Origin of the sequence: Deinococcus apachensis DSM 19763 (assembly GCF_000381345.1) — a bacterium.
In the GTDB taxonomy this organism is placed as follows: Bacteria; Deinococcota; Deinococci; order Deinococcales; family Deinococcaceae; genus Deinococcus; species Deinococcus apachensis.
Genome location: NZ_KB906409.1, coordinates 58,729 through 75,655 on the forward strand (window position 1 = coordinate 58,729; position 16,927 = coordinate 75,655).

General features: G+C 70.5%; 14 protein-coding genes. 10 read left to right on the forward strand and 4 right to left on the reverse strand.

The genetic code is table 11. The features are described 5' to 3' along the window. Positions 1-25: 25 nt before the first annotated feature. Both F784_RS0115525 and F784_RS25445 read right to left on the reverse strand, forming a co-directional pair. Entirely contained in the window at positions 26-1,375 is a 1,350-nt protein-coding gene (locus F784_RS0115525; protein ID WP_019587641.1) for a hypothetical protein, read from the reverse strand. A 1,765-nt stretch (positions 1,376-3,140) separates the two neighbouring features. Beyond that, entirely contained in the window at positions 3,141-4,631 is a 1,491-nt protein-coding gene (locus F784_RS25445) for an AfsR/SARP family transcriptional regulator (RefSeq protein WP_157465301.1), read from the reverse strand. A 107-nt stretch (positions 4,632-4,738) separates the two neighbouring features. On the opposite strand from F784_RS25445, the gene F784_RS0115540 reads away from it, so the two are divergent. The 7 genes from F784_RS0115540 to F784_RS0115570 all read left to right on the forward strand — a co-directional run bounded on the left by F784_RS0115540 (position 4,739) and on the right by F784_RS0115570 (position 9,698). Further along, positions 4,739-4,930: a hypothetical protein gene (locus F784_RS0115540; RefSeq protein ID WP_019587644.1), complete on the forward strand. Its 192-nt coding sequence runs from the start codon at positions 4,739-4,741 to the stop codon at positions 4,928-4,930. Positions 4,931-4,985: 55 nt separating this feature from the next. Continuing rightward, the gene (locus F784_RS26865; protein WP_211211906.1) at positions 4,986-5,213 is read left to right on the forward strand and encodes a hypothetical protein; all 228 of its coding nucleotides are present in this window, start codon (positions 4,986-4,988) and stop codon (positions 5,211-5,213) included. Positions 5,214-5,361: 148 nt separating this feature from the next. Further along, the gene (locus F784_RS0115545) at positions 5,362-6,606 is read left to right on the forward strand and encodes an oxygenase MpaB family protein (RefSeq protein WP_157465302.1); all 1,245 of its coding nucleotides are present in this window, start codon (positions 5,362-5,364) and stop codon (positions 6,604-6,606) included. Further along, positions 6,603-7,295, forward strand: a complete 693-nt coding sequence (locus F784_RS0115550) for a TMEM175 family protein (RefSeq protein ID WP_019587646.1) — start codon at positions 6,603-6,605, stop codon at positions 7,293-7,295. Before F784_RS0115545 ends, F784_RS0115550 begins: the two co-directional genes overlap by 4 nt. Positions 7,296-7,414: 119 nt before the next feature. After that, positions 7,415-8,218 (forward strand): GNAT family N-acetyltransferase, encoded by an 804-nt coding sequence (locus F784_RS23385; RefSeq protein ID WP_019587647.1) that lies wholly within the window; start codon positions 7,415-7,417, stop codon positions 8,216-8,218. Next, positions 8,215-9,105, forward strand: coding sequence for a GNAT family N-acetyltransferase (locus tag F784_RS24710; protein WP_019587648.1), 891 nt, complete (start codon positions 8,215-8,217; stop codon positions 9,103-9,105). The genes F784_RS23385 and F784_RS24710 overlap by 4 nt, the downstream gene beginning before the upstream one ends. A gap of 392 nt (positions 9,106-9,497) precedes the next feature. Beyond that, positions 9,498-9,698 (forward strand): hypothetical protein, encoded by a 201-nt coding sequence (locus F784_RS0115570; protein WP_019587649.1) that lies wholly within the window; start codon positions 9,498-9,500, stop codon positions 9,696-9,698. Between the two features lie 155 nt (positions 9,699-9,853). Here F784_RS0115570 and F784_RS27615 read toward each other — a convergent pair whose 3' ends face one another. Continuing rightward, positions 9,854-13,234, reverse strand: coding sequence for an ATP-binding protein (locus F784_RS27615; RefSeq protein ID WP_019587650.1), 3,381 nt, complete (start codon positions 13,232-13,234; stop codon positions 9,854-9,856). Between the two features lie 257 nt (positions 13,235-13,491). On the opposite strand from F784_RS27615, the gene F784_RS0115580 reads away from it, so the two are divergent. From F784_RS0115580 to F784_RS0115590, 3 genes are all read left to right on the forward strand, one after another. Continuing rightward, complete coding sequence (locus F784_RS0115580; RefSeq protein ID WP_019587651.1) at positions 13,492-13,677, forward strand: hypothetical protein; 186 nt, start codon at positions 13,492-13,494, stop codon at positions 13,675-13,677. 130 nt (positions 13,678-13,807) lie between these two features. Beyond that, complete coding sequence (locus tag F784_RS0115585) at positions 13,808-14,437, forward strand: TetR/AcrR family transcriptional regulator (protein ID WP_019587652.1); 630 nt, start codon at positions 13,808-13,810, stop codon at positions 14,435-14,437. 230 nt (positions 14,438-14,667) lie between these two features. After that, positions 14,668-15,603 (forward strand): NAD-dependent epimerase/dehydratase family protein, encoded by a 936-nt coding sequence (locus F784_RS0115590; protein WP_019587653.1) that lies wholly within the window; start codon positions 14,668-14,670, stop codon positions 15,601-15,603. A 298-nt stretch (positions 15,604-15,901) separates the two neighbouring features. Here the strand turns inward: F784_RS0115590 and F784_RS0115595 are convergent, their stop codons facing one another. Further along, positions 15,902-16,723 carry an oxygenase MpaB family protein gene (locus F784_RS0115595; RefSeq protein WP_051086994.1) on the reverse strand — a complete coding sequence of 274 codons (822 nt, stop codon included), beginning with the start codon at positions 16,721-16,723 and terminating at the stop codon, positions 15,902-15,904. Positions 16,724-16,927: the final 204 nt, after the last annotated feature.

A 16,927-nucleotide genomic window follows, 5' to 3' on the forward strand; every position in this document is an offset into this window, starting at 1 on the left:
AGGGAGGGTGATCAGGGCGGGCCGTTCAGCGCCGGGTCATCGTGAGGGTGCCGCGCCCGACGACCTCGCCGCCCCGCATCCACGTGCCCTCGCCCGCGTAACGGTCGCCGTCGAAACGCCCTTGTGCCCTGAACTCGAACTCACGTCCCCCGACCTCCAGCCCCAGGCTGAGGGTGCCCGCGGCGCTGTCACCGAGCGCGAACCTTACGGGACCGCTTCCGTACCCGATGATGCGCGGCGAGTCGTCGTCGAGCGTGACCCGGACACGGTGGGTGGTGCCGTCAACCGAGACGACCGCATCCCAGGTGCCGCTCGCGGTCCATTTCGCAGTCGGGCGCGATGAGGAAGGCGACGACGCGGAAGATGCGGGCGGGCCGCTCACCGCGGGTGTCGTGCTCCTCGCCGGTGTTTCCGTGGGCCGCGCGAAATACAGGTTCTCCCCATTCGCTGTGAGGATCAGGGCGGAATTCCCGACCACGCCGATGCGGACCTCGTACGCTTCCTGGTACGGCTTCACACCGTTCCGGGTGGTCGTCGTCTGGCGACTGCCGCACCCGAGCTTCGCGGTCGTGCTCGCCGTGGGCGTGAAGGTCAGCACCCGGCTCTTCTCGCTGACCCGGCCCTTCTCGATCACGAGGCGCTTCGGGTTACAGCCGTACTCCCGCCCGACGACGAGGCTGGTGCGCTCGTAGGTGAAATCCGCGTTCAACTTCAGGATGGCGCTCGTGCTGTCCGCCCCCGTCCAGAGGGTCTTCGTGGGATCGTAGTCCTCGCCCGACAGGACCCGCCCGAGGTGCCACTCGCCGCGAAGGGTGGAATCGAGGCCGGTATCCACCGGCGTGGGCTTGGGGGGCGGCTCGCGGCGCACGAACTTCACGGCCTCCGCGCCGAACTTCAGGGTGAGCACGCCCGACCCGGCTGTCCAGGTCGCCGTCTCCACGTCGCCGCCGGAACTCGTCTTTTTCGTGGCGGCGTAGCGCTTGCAGCCGTTGTTGAGGTTCGGGGGCGAGTACCCGAGGTGCCGGTCCACCCTCGACGGCTTGAAGGTGAGCCTGCCGCCCTGCACGGCGACCTGACCGCGCTCGACGGTCGCGTCCATGGTCTGGCAAGTGATGGGGTAGCCGGAAAAGCCGAACGAGGACGCCACCTGCGTGGACGTGAAGCGCGTAAAGACGTACGAGCCGTCACTGTTCAGGAGAAGACGGGTGGAATTCGAGCTGGCCTTGCCGAGGTCCGTCGTGTAGACGGCGGCGGCGTACTGGGGACCGCCGAACCACTCGCCGACGAGGTTCGAGGGCACGGTCGCGGCGGAGGCGGCACCCGGGGGCAGGGCGATCAGGAGGGCGGGCAGCAGGAACCGTCGGGCACACGTCATGGGGGGAGTCCTTTCGAGCGGCGCGGGGAGCGCGTTGGCCGAAAGGTACGCGGGGCAGCGTGGCACGAGGATGGCAGGGTTCGGGCGACGCCATTTCGAACTCGCCCGGTGGGCGTCACGGTGTGGGTGAGCTGCGGTGAAGAGCACCGCCCTGCTGGGTCGGGCGCCGCCGGGTCGTCGAAGCCCATCCTGGGAGCCTTCGGCACCGGGCACGTCGTGCGGACGGACGTGCCCGGCCGGTTCAGGAACTTCTGGCCTCGGAACACGTCGCGGGCGGCCAGGAGCGCACCCCCCGTGCCCCGTGCTCCTCCTGGCCGCTCCCTGGCCCGCGCCTCCCTCCCGGCGAGGGGACGGGCGCAGCTCCGCAGGAGGGTGAGCACCCCGAAGATCGGCGGGCGGCGATGGAAGAACGTCCGGCGCTTTCCCGCAGGGTCCGGGATCAGGGGAGCTCAGGAGGGTGGGAGAAAGCCCCTCCCGCGCCCGGGGATGGGGGCACCGGCGGAGGGAATCATCCAAACACCATCCCGGCTTGTCTACCGTGCCCATCGAACGAAGGAGGAACGAAGATGAACATGACCAAGAAGCCGACCCTGGGCCTGCTGCTCCTGACCGCCACCCTCGCCAGTTGCGGGGGAGGAAGTCCCGCTCCCGGTACCGTGCCGGGCAACCCCGCGACGTTTACCGCGACCGCCACCGCGAGCAATGCGGTGCGGCTGGAGTGGAGCGCCGTCCCGGGCGCCTCGAACTTCACCCTGGAGCGCAAGACGAACGGCGGCGCTTACGCGCCGGTCGCCGGGAACCTCTCCGCCAACACCCGCTCGTACGCCGACACGGCCTTGACGCCGAGCACCGCGTACACCTACCGCCTGAAGGCCTCGAACACGGCTGGGTCGAGTACGGGGGTCGAGCGGACAGTGACGACGCCCACGCCGGGCAACCCGGACTTCTCCCTGAGTGCCCAGCCGACCACGCTCACCGTGTCGGCCGGGAGGAGCGGCGCCGCACAGATCAGGGTTGAGCGGGCCAGCAACCCCGAGGGGAGCGTGGCCCTGTCGCTGGAGGGCGCCAGCGTGGGGAGCGGTCCAAGCAAGATTCAGGGGGCATTTGGGGGAGAGGCGGGCACGACGCTGATGCTCAACGTCGGCGCGGAGATGCCGGTGGGTCCCCAGATCCTGACGGTGCGCGGCAAGAACGGGAGCGTCGAGAAGACGGTGCAGATCACGGTGAACGTCGAGCGCTGGGCGCTTGTGGACGACGATGACAGCAGCAACAACAGCAACCTCGCTGACCCCGCGTTTGTGCCCGACTCCCAGGCCGACAAGATCGTCCGCGCCGCGATGACGGCCGCGGGCAGGCCCTTCGACGTGTTCGTCGTGCCGACCGGCACGGGGGGCTACGAACCCGACATTCCCGACGGGCCGACGTCGGCACAGCTGGCCAGGTACAGCGGCGTCGTGTACTACTCGGGGAAAAGCTTCGCGACGGCGATGACGAACGACGACCTGGCGAGCATGAGCGCCTTTGTGGATCAGCCGGGCCGCAAGCTGATGGTGCTGTCGTCGGCCGTCCTGCGCAACTCGGTGGGAGGCCGCAACCAGCTGCAGGTGCCCGACGAGCGCTTTCGGCCGTTGCTGGTGACGAGGGCGGGTCTGGCGCAGACGGCGTCGGGCGAGACGATCATGCTGCCCGCGTACACGCTTGCCGGGCAGGCGGGCAGCGTGACCGAGGGCCTGAACGTGCCGGTGGCGGCCCGGTCGTTCCGCAGTTACATGACGCCCGCGTCCGGCACGCAGACGCTGTTCAAGGAGGGCGAGAGCGTGATCGCGACCGGCAGGTCTTCGACGGGCGAGAGCGGGTCGTCGAAGGTGATCGTGGCGGGCTTCGAGATCAACGACGTCGCGCAGGGGGATGCCAACGCCCTGCTGGCCACCTTCCTCACCTTCTGACCGCTGGGCACCGCCCCGCACATACCGGCCACCGTGGCCTCCACCTCCCAAGCTAACGTGGGCAGCTGAGCGATACGCTCCAGCAGGGCGGACACCGGCAGCGGCCCCTCCAGATCGTCTTCCGCGGCCGCGACCTGCGGCCGCAAGGCCGCCAGCCCGGAGCGCAGAGGGCGGGGCAACCGGATGGCCTCCTCACGCTGCAGGGTGTCCAGGGTCTGGAAGCACTGCAGAGCGAGTCGGGGCCGTCCGTGGACCCGGGCGAGGCGGGCGAAGGCGGGCAGCAGGGCGAGCTCGGCCCGCCACACGGGTGGGAGCGGGAGGGTCTGGGGCTCCACCCCGTCCAGCGCCGAGCGCAGCAGGTCCGCCCAGACGCCCAGGGTCATGGTCCGCGCCTGGAAGGCCCGGCCCCGCAGCACCCGCCCCCCGGCCCGGCTCGCCTCCTGAGCAAAGGTGGCTGCCAGGCTGGTCTTGCCGATCCCCGGTTCTCCAGTGAGCAGGGCCCCCCGCACGCCGCTGCACCGAACAGCCTCCCACACCGCTCCGAGCCGCCCCAGCTCAGAAACCCGGCCCACGAAGCCAGGGAGACTGGGCGGGGACTGGGGGAGCTCCCTGGCCCCTGTAGGAACGCCCTCCAGAGGCACGGCGAGCGCCAGTGTTTCCGGGGCGGGGGAAACACCCAGTTCCTGGCGCAGCACGGCACGGCAGGTCCCCAGGGCGTCCCGCGCCGCGCCCCGCTGCCCGGCGGCGAGGAGCGCCTGGATCAGGCGGCGCCACGCCTCCTCGTTCAGGTTGTCCAGGGCCAGCCAGCGCCGGGCCAGCTCGGCCGCTTCGCTGGGGGACGAGTCCAGCAGTGCCCGGGTGCTCGCAGCGTACATCCGCTCCACCAGGGCACGGACCCGTCCCCGCTGCGTGTCCAGCCACGCGCCCAGGACCTCGCCGTCCTCCAGCCTCAGGCCCGAGAGAACGTCACCCCGGAAGGCGGCGGGCTGGCCGTGTTCCAGCAGCTGAACGTCCAGAGTATCGCCGGGTTCGAGGCAGAGCCGGACGGTGTCCCGCTCCGTGACGACGCGGGCCGACGCCGGGCCGAGTGCCTGACGCAGGGAGGTCAGGGAGTTGCGCAGGGAGGAACGGGCCACCTCCGGCGCGGAGTCCGGCCAGAACAGTGCGGCGAGCGTCTCCCGGGCGTGGGGGCCGGGTTCCAGCGCGAGGTAGCCGAGCAGGGCGAGCGCCTTGCGGGCCCGCACGGGGCGAACTTCCCCGTCCACCCGCACTTCCGGCGGTCCCAAGACCCGAAGCTCCAGCACCGACATGTCTGCCCACGGTACACCGCCCCCGCCCCGTCTTGCGGTTGCTCTTGCGCTGGTGTTGCGCCGCCCTCCTACGCTGACCTCAGACATTCAGAACCCCAGGAGGAACCATGACCCGCATCGCCCTTGAGAACGAACCGTCTCACCCCGCACAGGTCAGGCCCGGGCCACGCGGCACGGACGACCGCTCTCCCCGGACGCTGGGCTGGGTCCGCCTGCTGACCCGGATGAGCGGGGCCTTCCTCTCGGGCCTGGCCGTTCCCACACCCCCGCCGGAACTGGAGGACGAATTGAGGATCTGACCCTCCAAGAAGTCCGCACGCTCGTCACGGCACCCCTTTACATGGGAGGTCCAAGGTGAATCCCCTCATTCTCTTCCTGAGTGTCCTGGTCTTGTCCCCGGATGTCGGCGTCCAGGGGCACCTGCCTGCCGGGGCACCCACCCCGACCACATTCGCGGGTCGCCCCTCTCCCCGACGGGAGGTGCCGCTCCTCAACCCCGTGGGCGTGCCGGGGTTCACGGTGCCCATCTTCGGGACGGAACCCCGGGCCGGTGCAGACGGAGAAGGAGGAACGGCACGCTGATCCAGTATGCTTAAGCTTCCTTCAGACCACACTCACCCAGTTCCAGCGGAGGTTCCATGACGCCCCTGTGCCTGACCGCCACCCCCCCAACCGATCCGGGCCATGGAGAACCCCCCTCCCCGATGGGACAGGGCGACCGGTGCGGCTGATGCACACCGTCGAGGGCGAGCCGCCGCAAAGCCTGGTGAATCTAGACGTGGCCCGGCGGCGGTTCGGGGACGACGCGGTGGGGCGACTCGCGCACATGGTTCAGCTCGCCGACCCCCTGGCGGACGCGGCGGACGCGGAACTGCGTCTGCACGGCGAGACAGCCCGGCGGCAACTGCGGGCGGGATTGCTGCACGGCCGCCAGTTCGTGGGGGAGGACCTACCCGCCGTGCGAGCCCTGCTCGCCGAGGCGGAACGGGTGCCCGCCTGGGTCGAGCCCCGCCGTCTGGAGCGCGGGTCGCAGGCTTACCTGGCGATCGGCAACGTCTGGATCACCCTGTCGCTCGGCCCCGGCTCCCTGACCCACACCTACAGCTCGCCCTCCATCGCCCGGGTCCTGGTGCGAACCGGGAACCTGATCCGGATGGCCCGGCGGCGCATCGTCGAGACGGGGGTGTGGAACATCGTCTCGGTCCTGCCCGGCGGCCTGGCGCGGGGCGGTGAGGGCTACATTCAGAACGTGCAGGTGCGGCTGCTGCACGCCCGGGTGCGGGCAGCCCTGTGGCAGCGGGGGTGGAACGCGGCGGAAACGGGCGCGCCGATCAATCAACTGGAGATGGCCCGCACCTGGCTCGACTTCACGTATGTCCCGTTCCACGCCCTCCAGACCTTCGGCATCACCTTCACGGCGGGGGAACTGGACGACCTCTACCATTTCTGGCAGTACGTCGCCCACCTGCTGGGCGTTCACCCCGACCTGTACCGGGACGTCACGAACCAGGCGCGGGCGGCGGACCTCCTCGCCCTCATCAGCCAGACTGAGGAACCCGCCGGTGGCGACGCCCGCGAGCTGACGCAGGCCATGCTCGTCGCCGTCGCGGATCTGCTTCAGAGCAGCCTGCCCACGCCTCCGCCCGTCACGCTGGACCTGGTTCACGCCGTGGCGCGCAGGCTGCACGGGGACCGGTTGGCGGACCAGCTGGGCATTCGCAAGCCCTGGGTGCGGCACGCGCTGGTGCCCATCATGCTCGGCAACCGGCTGCGGCGCTGGCGGGAGCGGGTTCAGCCGGGGGCGCGGGACCGCACGATAGACCACACCATTCGGACCTTTCGGGGGCAACTCGCGGGGCTGCAAGGCGAGACGACCTATCAGCGCAGTGCCGGACCCGTCCCCGAGGCGGGCCTGCCCCGGACGGTGGAGCCGACGCCAACCTCGTCCGGGTCGGCGGTTGAGGCAACGGCATGAGACCGCCCGCCGCGGCGTCCCTGGAAAAGGACCGGCTCGACACCCTGATCGACGGGGTGTTCGCCATCGCGCTCACCCTGCTGGTGCTGGAGGTCAGGCTGCCCCCCGAGATCGGGACCGCCGAAGTCCCGCACGCGCTGCTCGCCCTGCTGCCGCGCCTGGCCGTGTACGGCGCCACCTTCATCACCACCGCGCTGCTCTGGGCCACCCACTACTACTACGCCAGCCTGGTCCGGGGAACCGACTTCTGGCACATCACCCTGAATCTGGTGACGCTGCTGTTCGTCTCCCTGCTGCCCTTCTCGGCGAGCGTGATGGGCGCGCACCCCGATTCGACGTGGGGCACGGCGGTCGGCTTTCTCAACTTCGCCCTCGTCGGCCTGTCCCTGACCGCCAACTGGGGCCACTGCCTTCGTGCCCGGCTGGTGGTGGCCTGGGCGAGCGACCGGCTGCTGCGGAACATGACGCTCATCGCCATCCTCTACTGCGTGTACGCCTTTTCCGAGGTCGGCCTGGCCCTGTGGTCGCCTACCCTGGCGATGTCACTCCTGGGCGTGTTCCTGATCGTCGGGTTCGCCATGCTCGCCATGCTGCAACCCCACGTCTTCGCGGCGGCGGGGCATCGGGCGGCTGCGAGGGAAGACGTGGCCCCCTCCGCGTCGTCAGGACAGCTCGGCCCCGGGGACTGAGTTCCCTTCACAAGCCACCCGGAAGCGCCGGGCAGACGACCGGGATCGCGGCCCCGGACTGTTCACCGAATCGAGATGGCCCAACCCCGCTTTTCCCCCACCCCGACAGGAGGAAGACCATGACCAGCACCCGCGTTCGCTCGCCCCGGCCCGAGATTTCCACCATCGAGCAGGCCTTCCGCGAGTTCCCCGAACACCTGTACCGCGACCCCGGCGTGGTCGTGGAACAGGACACCGACCTCCTGCTCGCCGTGAGCTTCGCCCCCGCCCCGGATCTCAACCTCGTGTATGGCGGGTACACCGGCCCGGACGCCGGACAGCGCCTGACGATCACGCTGGCCCGCCTGCGGGCCTGGAACGTGCCCTTCCTGTGGCTGGTCCCCCCGGCGGCGGCGGACCTGAGCGCAAAGCTCGCGGCTCACGGTCTGCCCAGGGTCGCCGACCTGCCCATCATGACGCTCGACCTCGCCCGGCTGAACCCGGCTGACGCGCGGGTGGAGGGCCTCACCCTTCGCCGGGTGACGACCGAGGAGGACCTGCGGGCCTGGGTGGCCGTGTCCGCGGAGGCATTTCATTTCAATGAGGAGACGGCGCAGAAGCTGATCGCACTGGGTCGGGACCCGGTGCTCGGCCCCGACTCGCGCGCCCACCTCTACCTGGGCCTGCTGGACGGTGAGCCGGTGAGCACGGCCCTGAATATCCACGGCGAGGAGATCGTGGGCATGTGGTGCATCGGCACCCTGGAACTGGCGCGTCGCCGCGGAATCGGGGCGGCCATGACCACCGGGCCGCTCCTCGAAGCACGGGAGGCGGGGTACGCGGCGGCAATGCTGGGCGCGACCGAGCTGGGCTTTCCGGTGTACTCGCGCCTGGGCTGGGAAGTGCGGTACTCCACTCCCGTTCACCTGGGAGGTCAGGAATGAACGGGCCCACCGCAGGTGAGGCGCGGGGAAACGGGGACGTGCAGGTGATGCCGCCGGAAGCGCCCTCTCTTGAAATACTCGCCGGGATGCGCGCAGACCTCTATGCCCGGCTCGGCGAGGGGTACGGTTCCCTGCCGCCCGAGGTGCGGACGCGTCTGGGCATCGAGCAGGTGGACTTCGGGGTGGGGGTGTTGGAACTGGTGCGCTCCCTCCCTCATCCCGCGTTCAACCTCGTGCGGGGCTTTGGCATAGCCGCTCCTGCCACGGAGGCGGACCTGGACGCGTTGCTGGTGACGGTGGAACAGGCCAGACCGCCCGCCTGGGGGCTGCCCCTTGACCCCCGCACCCGTCCGGCGGACCTGGCGGCAAGACTGGAGGCACGTGGCCTGCGCGAGGTGTTCCGGGAGGTGGCGCTGTATGCCCCGGCACCCGTGGCACGTCGGGCGCTGGAAACGTCCACCCCTCCCTTTCCCAAGGCTGTCCAGGCTGACCCCGACCAGGCTGGAGAAGTCGCGTCCTTCATCTCCGAGCACTTCGGAATGCCGCCGGAGATGACGGAGTTGGTGCACTTCGGCCTCTCCCAGCTGGGTTGGCTGGGCTACCTCGTGCCGGGAGAAGGCGGCCCGATCAGCGCCGGACTCCTGATGGTGGGGGGACCGGCGGCCCTGCTGAATTCCAGTGTCACCCGCCCGGATCGGCGGGGCCAGGGCGGGCAGACGGCCCTGATCCTGCGGCGGCTGCGGGAGGGGCTGGCCCGGGGGTGCGAACACTTTTTCGTGGACGTGGAGGCGGGGCCAGACAATCCCAGCCGCCGCAACCTGGAGCGCCTGGGCTTCCGGCCCGTGTTCGAGGTCCCGGTCTACACGGGGGTGGAACCGGGCGCCTGAGGTGCCTCCCCCTCGTTGCGGACGCAACACTGGGTGAAGAGGGGACGGTCGGGTATGCCCGCACCCTCATTTCCCCCCAGGCCAGACAGGGCTCTCAGCAGCGGCGTCCCGAATGTTGGGGTCACCGCTGCACTTCACCCGTCCAGAGCTGAAGAGGATACCTTCACTTGCCCAGGCTGCGGCTTACACCATCCTGGGGAACGGGCATCCAACGTTCCCTAGCCGCCGCGAATGCCCGTCCCGCCATCCGTGCCCGCCCCATCTTGCAAAGCGTCTTGCGCTGTTCTTGCGCCCCGGTTCTAGGGTGAGACATCTCAAAACGGGGCGGGGCCGTGATCCCCGCACAGCGCGGCGTTCTGCAACCTGTTCACTGTTTTCCAGGGGAGGCACCCATGAGCGTCCAGTTCGACCCGAGATACAACGGCGTTTCCGAGAAGCTCGACCAACTCTACCGCGACGCGAGGGCGGCGGAAGTGGCGCGACAGGCCCGGCAGGCGGACAGGGGCTCGGAAGCGCAGGCACCCTCTACTGCAGCCGTTCTGACCCGGCTGGTCCAGCAGGGCCTGCGCCGCTTCCTCGCGCCGTCCGGCTGACGTTCAGTTCACCGCCTGGCCGTTGCACGCGGCCCACTGGCCGGGCTTCTGGTGCTGGCGGAGGATGAGGAAGCGACCTGGCGGGTGGGCGAGCGGCCCTGCCACAGAGGACGAGGCTCCACGAGGAAAGCCAGCGCCGGATTTGAGCGGCCTCTCTACACGGCGGTGGAACCCGCCGATTGAGGCCCCTCGGAGGATTCACTCTGCCGCCGCAGTTCCGCGAGCAAGGGTTCCAGGGGCGTGGTCCGGCCCTCCTCCAGGGCCGCCTCCAGGGCGCCAGGGGGAACGAGCGAGCGCAGCGCGTCGAGGGCCTGAGTCGCCTGGCGGTGCTGCCAGGCACCGGCCGAGCCGCGACCCAGCACCACGCCGAGCAGCCGCGCGGCCTCCTCCCACTGCCCGGTTCGGGCCCGGACCTCCCCCAGGCCGCGCAGACCCACCAGAATCCAGGCGGCCGAGTTCCCCCGGAGGGATTGACGGTAGAACCGTTCCGCGCGTTCCAGGTCCCCCAGGGCGAGCGCCGCGTCCCCCAGCACCCACGCCGCCGCCTGGTGGTAGAGGTCCTCGTCCTTCTCGTTCAGGGCCTGGCCGTTGTCCAGGGCCTGCCAGGCTTCCTGGGTTCGGCCCAGGCGGGCGTAGCACCAGGCCAGAGCGCCCCAGTTGTACGGCAGGACCGCGTTCGTCTGCTCGAAGGCGGCCAGGGCCGCCTCGCCCGCCTTCAGGGCCACGAGCACGTCGTCCTGCTCCATTGCAATGAGCCCACGCATTCCCAGGACGTTCGCGGCGACACGGCCAGCGCCGCTGCGCTCGGCCCAGACGGCCCACTCGTCAACGTAACGCCCAGCGGCCTCGTAGTCCCCCAGCCTCATGCAGGCGTAGGTCAGGCCCGCGAGTGAAGCCATGATCGGTTGAGGTTTACCCAGCTGGACCCGCTGCCGGAGAACCTCCTCCTCCAGTTGCTGGCCGCCTTCCAGGTCGTCGTGCCCGAAGGCCAGCACCGTGGCGAGCTGCGCGCGGGCCTCCAGGGCGAGCGGCTCGTCATCTGCCCGGCTGGCCTCGGTCTGAGCGTCCTCCAGCAGGCGTTGCGCAGCGGGCCAGTCACGCCGCTGCACCGCGGCATCGCCGAGAATGTACAGACTGTAGGCCGTCATCCCGGAATGCCCGGCGGTGCGCGCGGTGTCGAGGGCCCGCTCCGCGATTTCCCTGGCCCCACTGTGCCGACCCTGGCGCGCCAGTGAGGCGGCGAGTTCCCCCAGGGCGAAGGCTTCCTCGCTGCCTAGCCCTGCTGCCCGCGCGGTATCGGCGGCCACCTGCCAGCGATGTTTAAGGGCGGCGAGGTGATGGCTGTCACGGAAATACAGCGCGTTCTGGATGAAAAGGAGGATTTCTCGGCGCTCCGCAGCGTACTCGGGACGGGCGGGGGTGAGGTCGAGGGCCTGTTCAAACGCGAGCACCGCCCCTTGATACGCGCCGAGCCTCATGGCCTGCTGGCCCGCCTGCTGGTAGTGCCTGACCGCCTCGCCCGTCAGCCCGGCCCCGAGGGCGTGATGAGCCAGCACCTCGGCGAACGCGTCGCCTACCCTCAGCGCCTCCAGCGTGCGGCGGTGCAGCAGCCTGCGCCGGGGACCGCTCAACCCGTCCCCCAGGGTCTCCCGCAATCGGTCATGGGAGAGGGAGGCGGTTCCGCCCTCGCCCCCCACCTCCCGTAGCAACCCGGCGCGCAGCAGTTCCTCGTAGCCTTCCAGAGCGGTGTCCTCACTGAGGTCGGCCACGGCCCGGAGGGTACCGAACTCGAACCCCTGGCCGAGAACCGCCCCCGCCTGCGCGAGCGCGAGCGCGGGGGCCGAGAGCCGCGCGAGCCGTGCGCCGATGACGGCCCGCACCCCCTCGCCACCCCGCTCCAGCCCGGCTGAGAGCCGAGCCTCATTCACCGTGATCCCGCCGGGGCCGAGCGTGAGCGCCCCCTGCTCCGCCAGCCCCTGGAGCGTCTCGGTAACGTAGAGCGGCTGCCCCCCCGTCTCCGCGAAGAGCCGCCCGGCCAGGACCTCCAGCGAACGGGCTGAGGGTGTGTCCGCGAGCGCCCCCAGCAGCCCCAGGGTCTCCGGCTGGCCCAGCGGCCCGAGGTCGAGCCGCGTGACCGGCACCTCCCGGCCGAGATTCGCCGCCCACCCCGCCAGGCCCGACCTGGGGGTGAGCGCCTCCGCCCGGGCCGTGAGGAGGAGCAGGACAGGTGCACGTTCCTCCGCAGCCTGGCCCGCGAGGTGACGCAGCGCCTCCAGGCTGCTCGGGTCGGCCCACTGGACATCGTCGACGAGCAGGACGAGCGGCGCACGCCGGGCAACCGCGAGGAAGAGCCGCGTCAGCGCCGCCAGCACCTGGCCTCGCTGGCCCTCTCCTGGCGTGGGCGGCATGGGCTCCGGCAGCCGCTCCTCCAGCTCGGGCAGCAACCGGGCAAGCTCGGCGAGGTCACGCGGGGAGAGCAGCGCCTCCGGCCGGGGTTCCGCGGCCAGCGGGCGACGCACAGCGTCAATGAGCGGGCCGTAGGGCGATCCGACCGCCTCGAAGGCCCGGCCGCGCAGCACCCCGGCGCCGCGTTCCCGGGCCCAGGTCAGGAACTCCCCCGCCAGCCGCGTCTTGCCGATGCCGGGCTCGCCGACGATCAGGGCCGCGCCCAGGTGCCCACTTCCGGCCCGGTGATAGACCTCGGCCAGCCGCGCGAGTTCCGCCCGGCGGCCGACGAAGGGCCCCTCGCGCAGCAGCGTGGGCAGGTCCATGCGGACCCCGGGGCGGCTGGGGAGAGCGGGCTCCAGAAGCTGCGCTTCGAGGGCCAGCGTCTCGGGGGCGGGCGCGCAGCCCACCTCGTCCCGCAACACCCGGCGGCAGGTGTCGAGTGCCTCCCGCGCGAGTGCCCGCTGTCCTGAAGCCAGCCGGGCCTGGGCGAGGCGTCGCCAGGCCGCCTCGTTCAGTCGGTCGAGCGCCAGCCAGCGCCGGGCCGTCTCCGCCGCGCGGCCCGGGTCCTGCTCCAGTTGCCCCGCGGAGAGCCGATCGAGCACGAGGTTCGCCGCCGAGCGCGTCGTCTCGCGGCGGTCCTCCAGCCAGTCGTCGAAGCCGCTGCCGTCCCCCAGGGCGAACCCGTCGAGAAGCTCGCCGCGCCACAGGGAAGCCGCCCGCTCCAGCTCCGGCAAGGCCCCGGCAGGGGGCAGGGAACGCGCCGCCCCCGCCACGCGTTCCAGGGCCGTCACGTCGCACTCGTCCGGGCCGGTCATCAGGCAGACGGTGGCCCGGTCGGCGTCGAGGCAATCACGCAGGGGGCCCAGGGCCTCGCGGGCGTAGACCAGCGTGCCCCGCAGGCTGGCCCGGCCCGGATGCGGACCCGCATCCGGCCACAGCAGGGCGGCCAGTTTCTCCCGGGGCTGCGGGCCGGGTTCCAGGGCGAGGTAGGCCACCAGGGCCAGCGCCTTTTTGGTCCTGAACGCGCGTCGCTGGCCCCCCACCTGAAGTTCAGGCGGGCCCAGCAGCCGGAGGGCCAACTCGCGCATCCCGTGCCCTTCACTCTACTCCGGTGGGCTCGTCAGCGTCACGCGCTTCCTCTTGCGCTGCCTTTCCAGGCTTGGCTCCGCCGATCCCAGCCCCATGCCCGCCAGGAGGAACCATGAACAGCACCCGGGAGGAAATTGAAGAAGTTGGTGAACTGGTAACAACAGAGTGTGTTCGCTTAAAACATCACCCTCAGGACGTCAGGTCGCTCACCCTATTCCCCTGGATCAGGAATGTACTGAAAACACTTCAACCCCGTATGAGCTGTGGGAACCTGCGGGAGGGGGTCTACCCGGTGAACGTGACTGCCGAGCACCCGCGGCACCTGACGAGCGACGGGTCGTCAGCCGACCTCGACGAACTGCTGGTCTTCGGGAACCCTACCTCCCGGGTGGTGGGAATACTCAACCGCTGGCGGCTGTGGGTCACCCAGAACCCGGATTGAGGCCGGGCGGACCGCCAGCTGGAGCGTCCGACTGTGCGGCGGCCCTGGGGGCGTCTGTCCCTTTGATCGGGCTGCCCGCACCTGTACGCTGCTCTTACTAGACGATTATTCAGCTAGTTGAGAGGAGTGTATGGCGCAACGGGATGTCATTCCTCAGGGGCGCGACGCCGAGCGCAGCCGCGAGACGATTCTGCAGGCCGCCACGTCGCTGTTCTCGCGGAACGGTTTCGAGGCCACCACGCTCTCGCAGGTGGCTGAGGCCGCCGGAGTGGCGCGGGCCACCCCCAGCTACTTCTTCGGCTCCAAGGCGGGCCTGTGGCGGGCCGTGCTGGACCGACAGAACCGCGCGGTGGGGCAGGTCGCCCCGCGCGCCCTGGCCCGGCTCGGACCCCAGCCAGCTCTGCCGGACCTGATCGGGGCGCTGGTGGATTCCGTCTTCGAGTTTCTCGACGAGCATCCCGCCTTTATCCGGCTCGTGGGGTGGTCGCAGTTGCAGGGGAATACCCTGATCAACGACCTCCCCAGCCAGTGGGATGCCATCGACATAGCCCTGGGGGCCGTCCGCGGAGTGCTGTCGTACAGGGCCGAACCCGGGCGTGACCTCCGGCAGACCGTGATGAGCGTGATGGCCCTGTGCAGCGCCCACATCCTGCTCGGCAACACCCTGGGTACGCCGCTGGGTCTGGACGTGAACGACCCGGACTTCGTGCAGGCGCGCAAGGCCCACCTCAAACAGTTTTTGATCGCCGCCCTGGGCTGAGGGAGGACCTTATGGAGGACACGCAAGCGTCGGTGCTCGTCGTCGGTGGGAGGCTCACCGGGCTGGCTGCTTCCTGGCCCGCGCGGGCCAGTCCGTCACCCTGTTCGGGCGGATTGCCGAGCCGGGCGGGCGCGCAGCAAGACTCACGCACTCTACATCGGCGGCGCGGCCAGCCGGGCGCTGACCAGCCCGGGTCCGGGACCCTGCCGAGTCACAGAAAGGCGGTATGAATGCGAATCTTCGTAGCGGGCGGGACCGGGGTGCTGGGGCAGCGGCTGGTGCCGCAACTCGTGGCCCGGGGTCATCAGGTCACGGCCACGACCACCAGTGCGGGCAAGCTCGGCGTGCTGGAGGGGCTGGGGGCCACGGGCGTGGTGATGGACGGGCTGGATGCGGCGTCGGTCCGGAAGGCCGTGGCCGGGGCCCAGCCCGACGCCATCGTGAACCAGATGACGGGCCTCTCACACACGCACGCGGGTAAGCCTGACATGCGGCATTTCGATCAGTTCTTCTCTGCCACCAACCGGCTGCGCACCGCGGGAACGGACCACCTGCTCGCCGCCGCCGAGGCGACCGGCGTCTCCACCTTCGTCGCGCAGAGCTTCGCCAGCTTTAACGGCCTGCGCACGGGTGGATGGGTCAAGACCGAGGCGGACCCGCTGGACCAGATGGAGGGGACGGCGGCGCACCCGGTCATGGCGGCGATCCGCCACCTGGAGGCGGCGGTCGTGGGCGCCGGGGGCGCGGCCCTGCGCTACGGCTCGTTCTATGGGCCGGGGGCCAGCGACGATCAGGTCGAGCTGCTGCGCAGGCGGCAGTTCCCGCTCGTCGGGCGCGGCACCGGTTACAGCTCGTGGGTGCATCTCGACGACGCGGCGAGCGCCACCGTCCTGGCCGTCGAGCAGGGGGCGAGGGGCCTCTACAACATCGTCGACGATGAGCCCGCCCCCGCCCGCGAATGGCTTCCATATCTCGCCGCGTGCGCGGGCGCGAAGCCGCCGATGCGGCTCCCCACCTGGCTGGCCCGGCTGCTGGCCGGAGACGTGCCGGTGATCATGATGACCGAGGGGCGCGGCTTCTCCAACACCAAGGCCAAACGCGAGCTTGGCTGGGTGCTGCGCTATCCGTCCTGGCGGCAGGGCTTCAAGGAGCTGGGACAGGGTTGAGGAACCCTCCGACGCCAGGCCGGAAAACAGGCCACTGGCCTGCGGGCTGCAAAGCAAGAGCTACCATCGTTGCTGAATCCGGTCGTCTCGCCAGCATGCACTTCTATCTTTCGGCAGCGGGCTGCTGTGCCGCGCCCGGAGCAGGGTGATGGCCGAGTACGCCCTATGCGGGCTGGAGCGGTCGCGGGGCAACAGCAGCTCCGCGCTGGCTGGGGCGACGTCGCAGGAACTGAGGCGGCCATTTTCCCTCGTGGTCACCGGCTGTGCCGTAAAAACTGGCCCACCGCTTCACGCCCAGCTAGCGGGATACCGGAGAACTGCTGTACGCCGGGGCCGAGTCGAGGCGCTGGACCGAGGCGAGATGGGCGGGCGGAATGAGTGCCCGCCGCACGGCACCGCGAAGCCCCAGCCGCGCGGCGGCAGGGTACAGCGGCAGGAGGCTCCGCACCCACGGTTTCCCCGGAAGGCCGAGCAGTTCCCGGACGTGCCCGGGAACCAGCACCCCCTGCACCTGCCGCAGAAGTTGATACCGCCAGGGGCCGAGGTGCTGGTGGTAGGCGGCGTACAGCGCCCGGGTGTGCTCCCCGCGGGCCAGGTCGCGCTCCAGGTGGCGCTCCCGGTCCACCCGCCAGTCGGCATACTGCGCGGGCAGCTCGGGAATCCCCAGGCCGAGCCCCACGCGCCGGAACACCGCCCACAGGTCCTCCCGCTCCGGCACCGTCAGCGGGTGGTGGAGCGTCTCGTAAGCCCGCTCGGAATAGGCCACGAGCAGGTACAGCACGTCGCGGTGGGCCCAGTCGGGAATTCTCGCTCCCCGTGCTCCCTCGACCGCCCCGTGCACCGCGCGAATCCGGGCGAGGGTGCGCTCGGCCCCGGCCTGGTCGGCCAGCACGATCTGCTGGGCGTAGGCGGCGGTGGAGAAGAGCCGACCCAGCGGGTCCTGAGGAATCCTGCCGGTGAAGAACAACCAGTCGACCGCCCGGTTGAGCGCGAACTCGGCCGCGGCCCCGGCGAAGACCAGGAGCACCACGTCCCCATCCCCCCAGATGCGGCGCACGATGGAGCCGGGGGGAACAAAAGGCGGCTCAGCTCGGTCCTCGGCGTGCGGGAATCCAGTCACGATCCGCGCAGTCTAGGTGGTGCTTCCGCTGAGGTCGTCCCCCCAAAGATGAGTGACCCGGTGGGGCGGGACGACCGGCGGGCGCTCTCCAAACCGTGCTGTTCACACTGGTGCACTCCACCTCTAGACCTGAAGAGGAGGCCGGGTTGCATTCAGGCTGGGCGGCTTCTCACCTGGAAAACCCGGAGGGGTGCTGCGGCACTG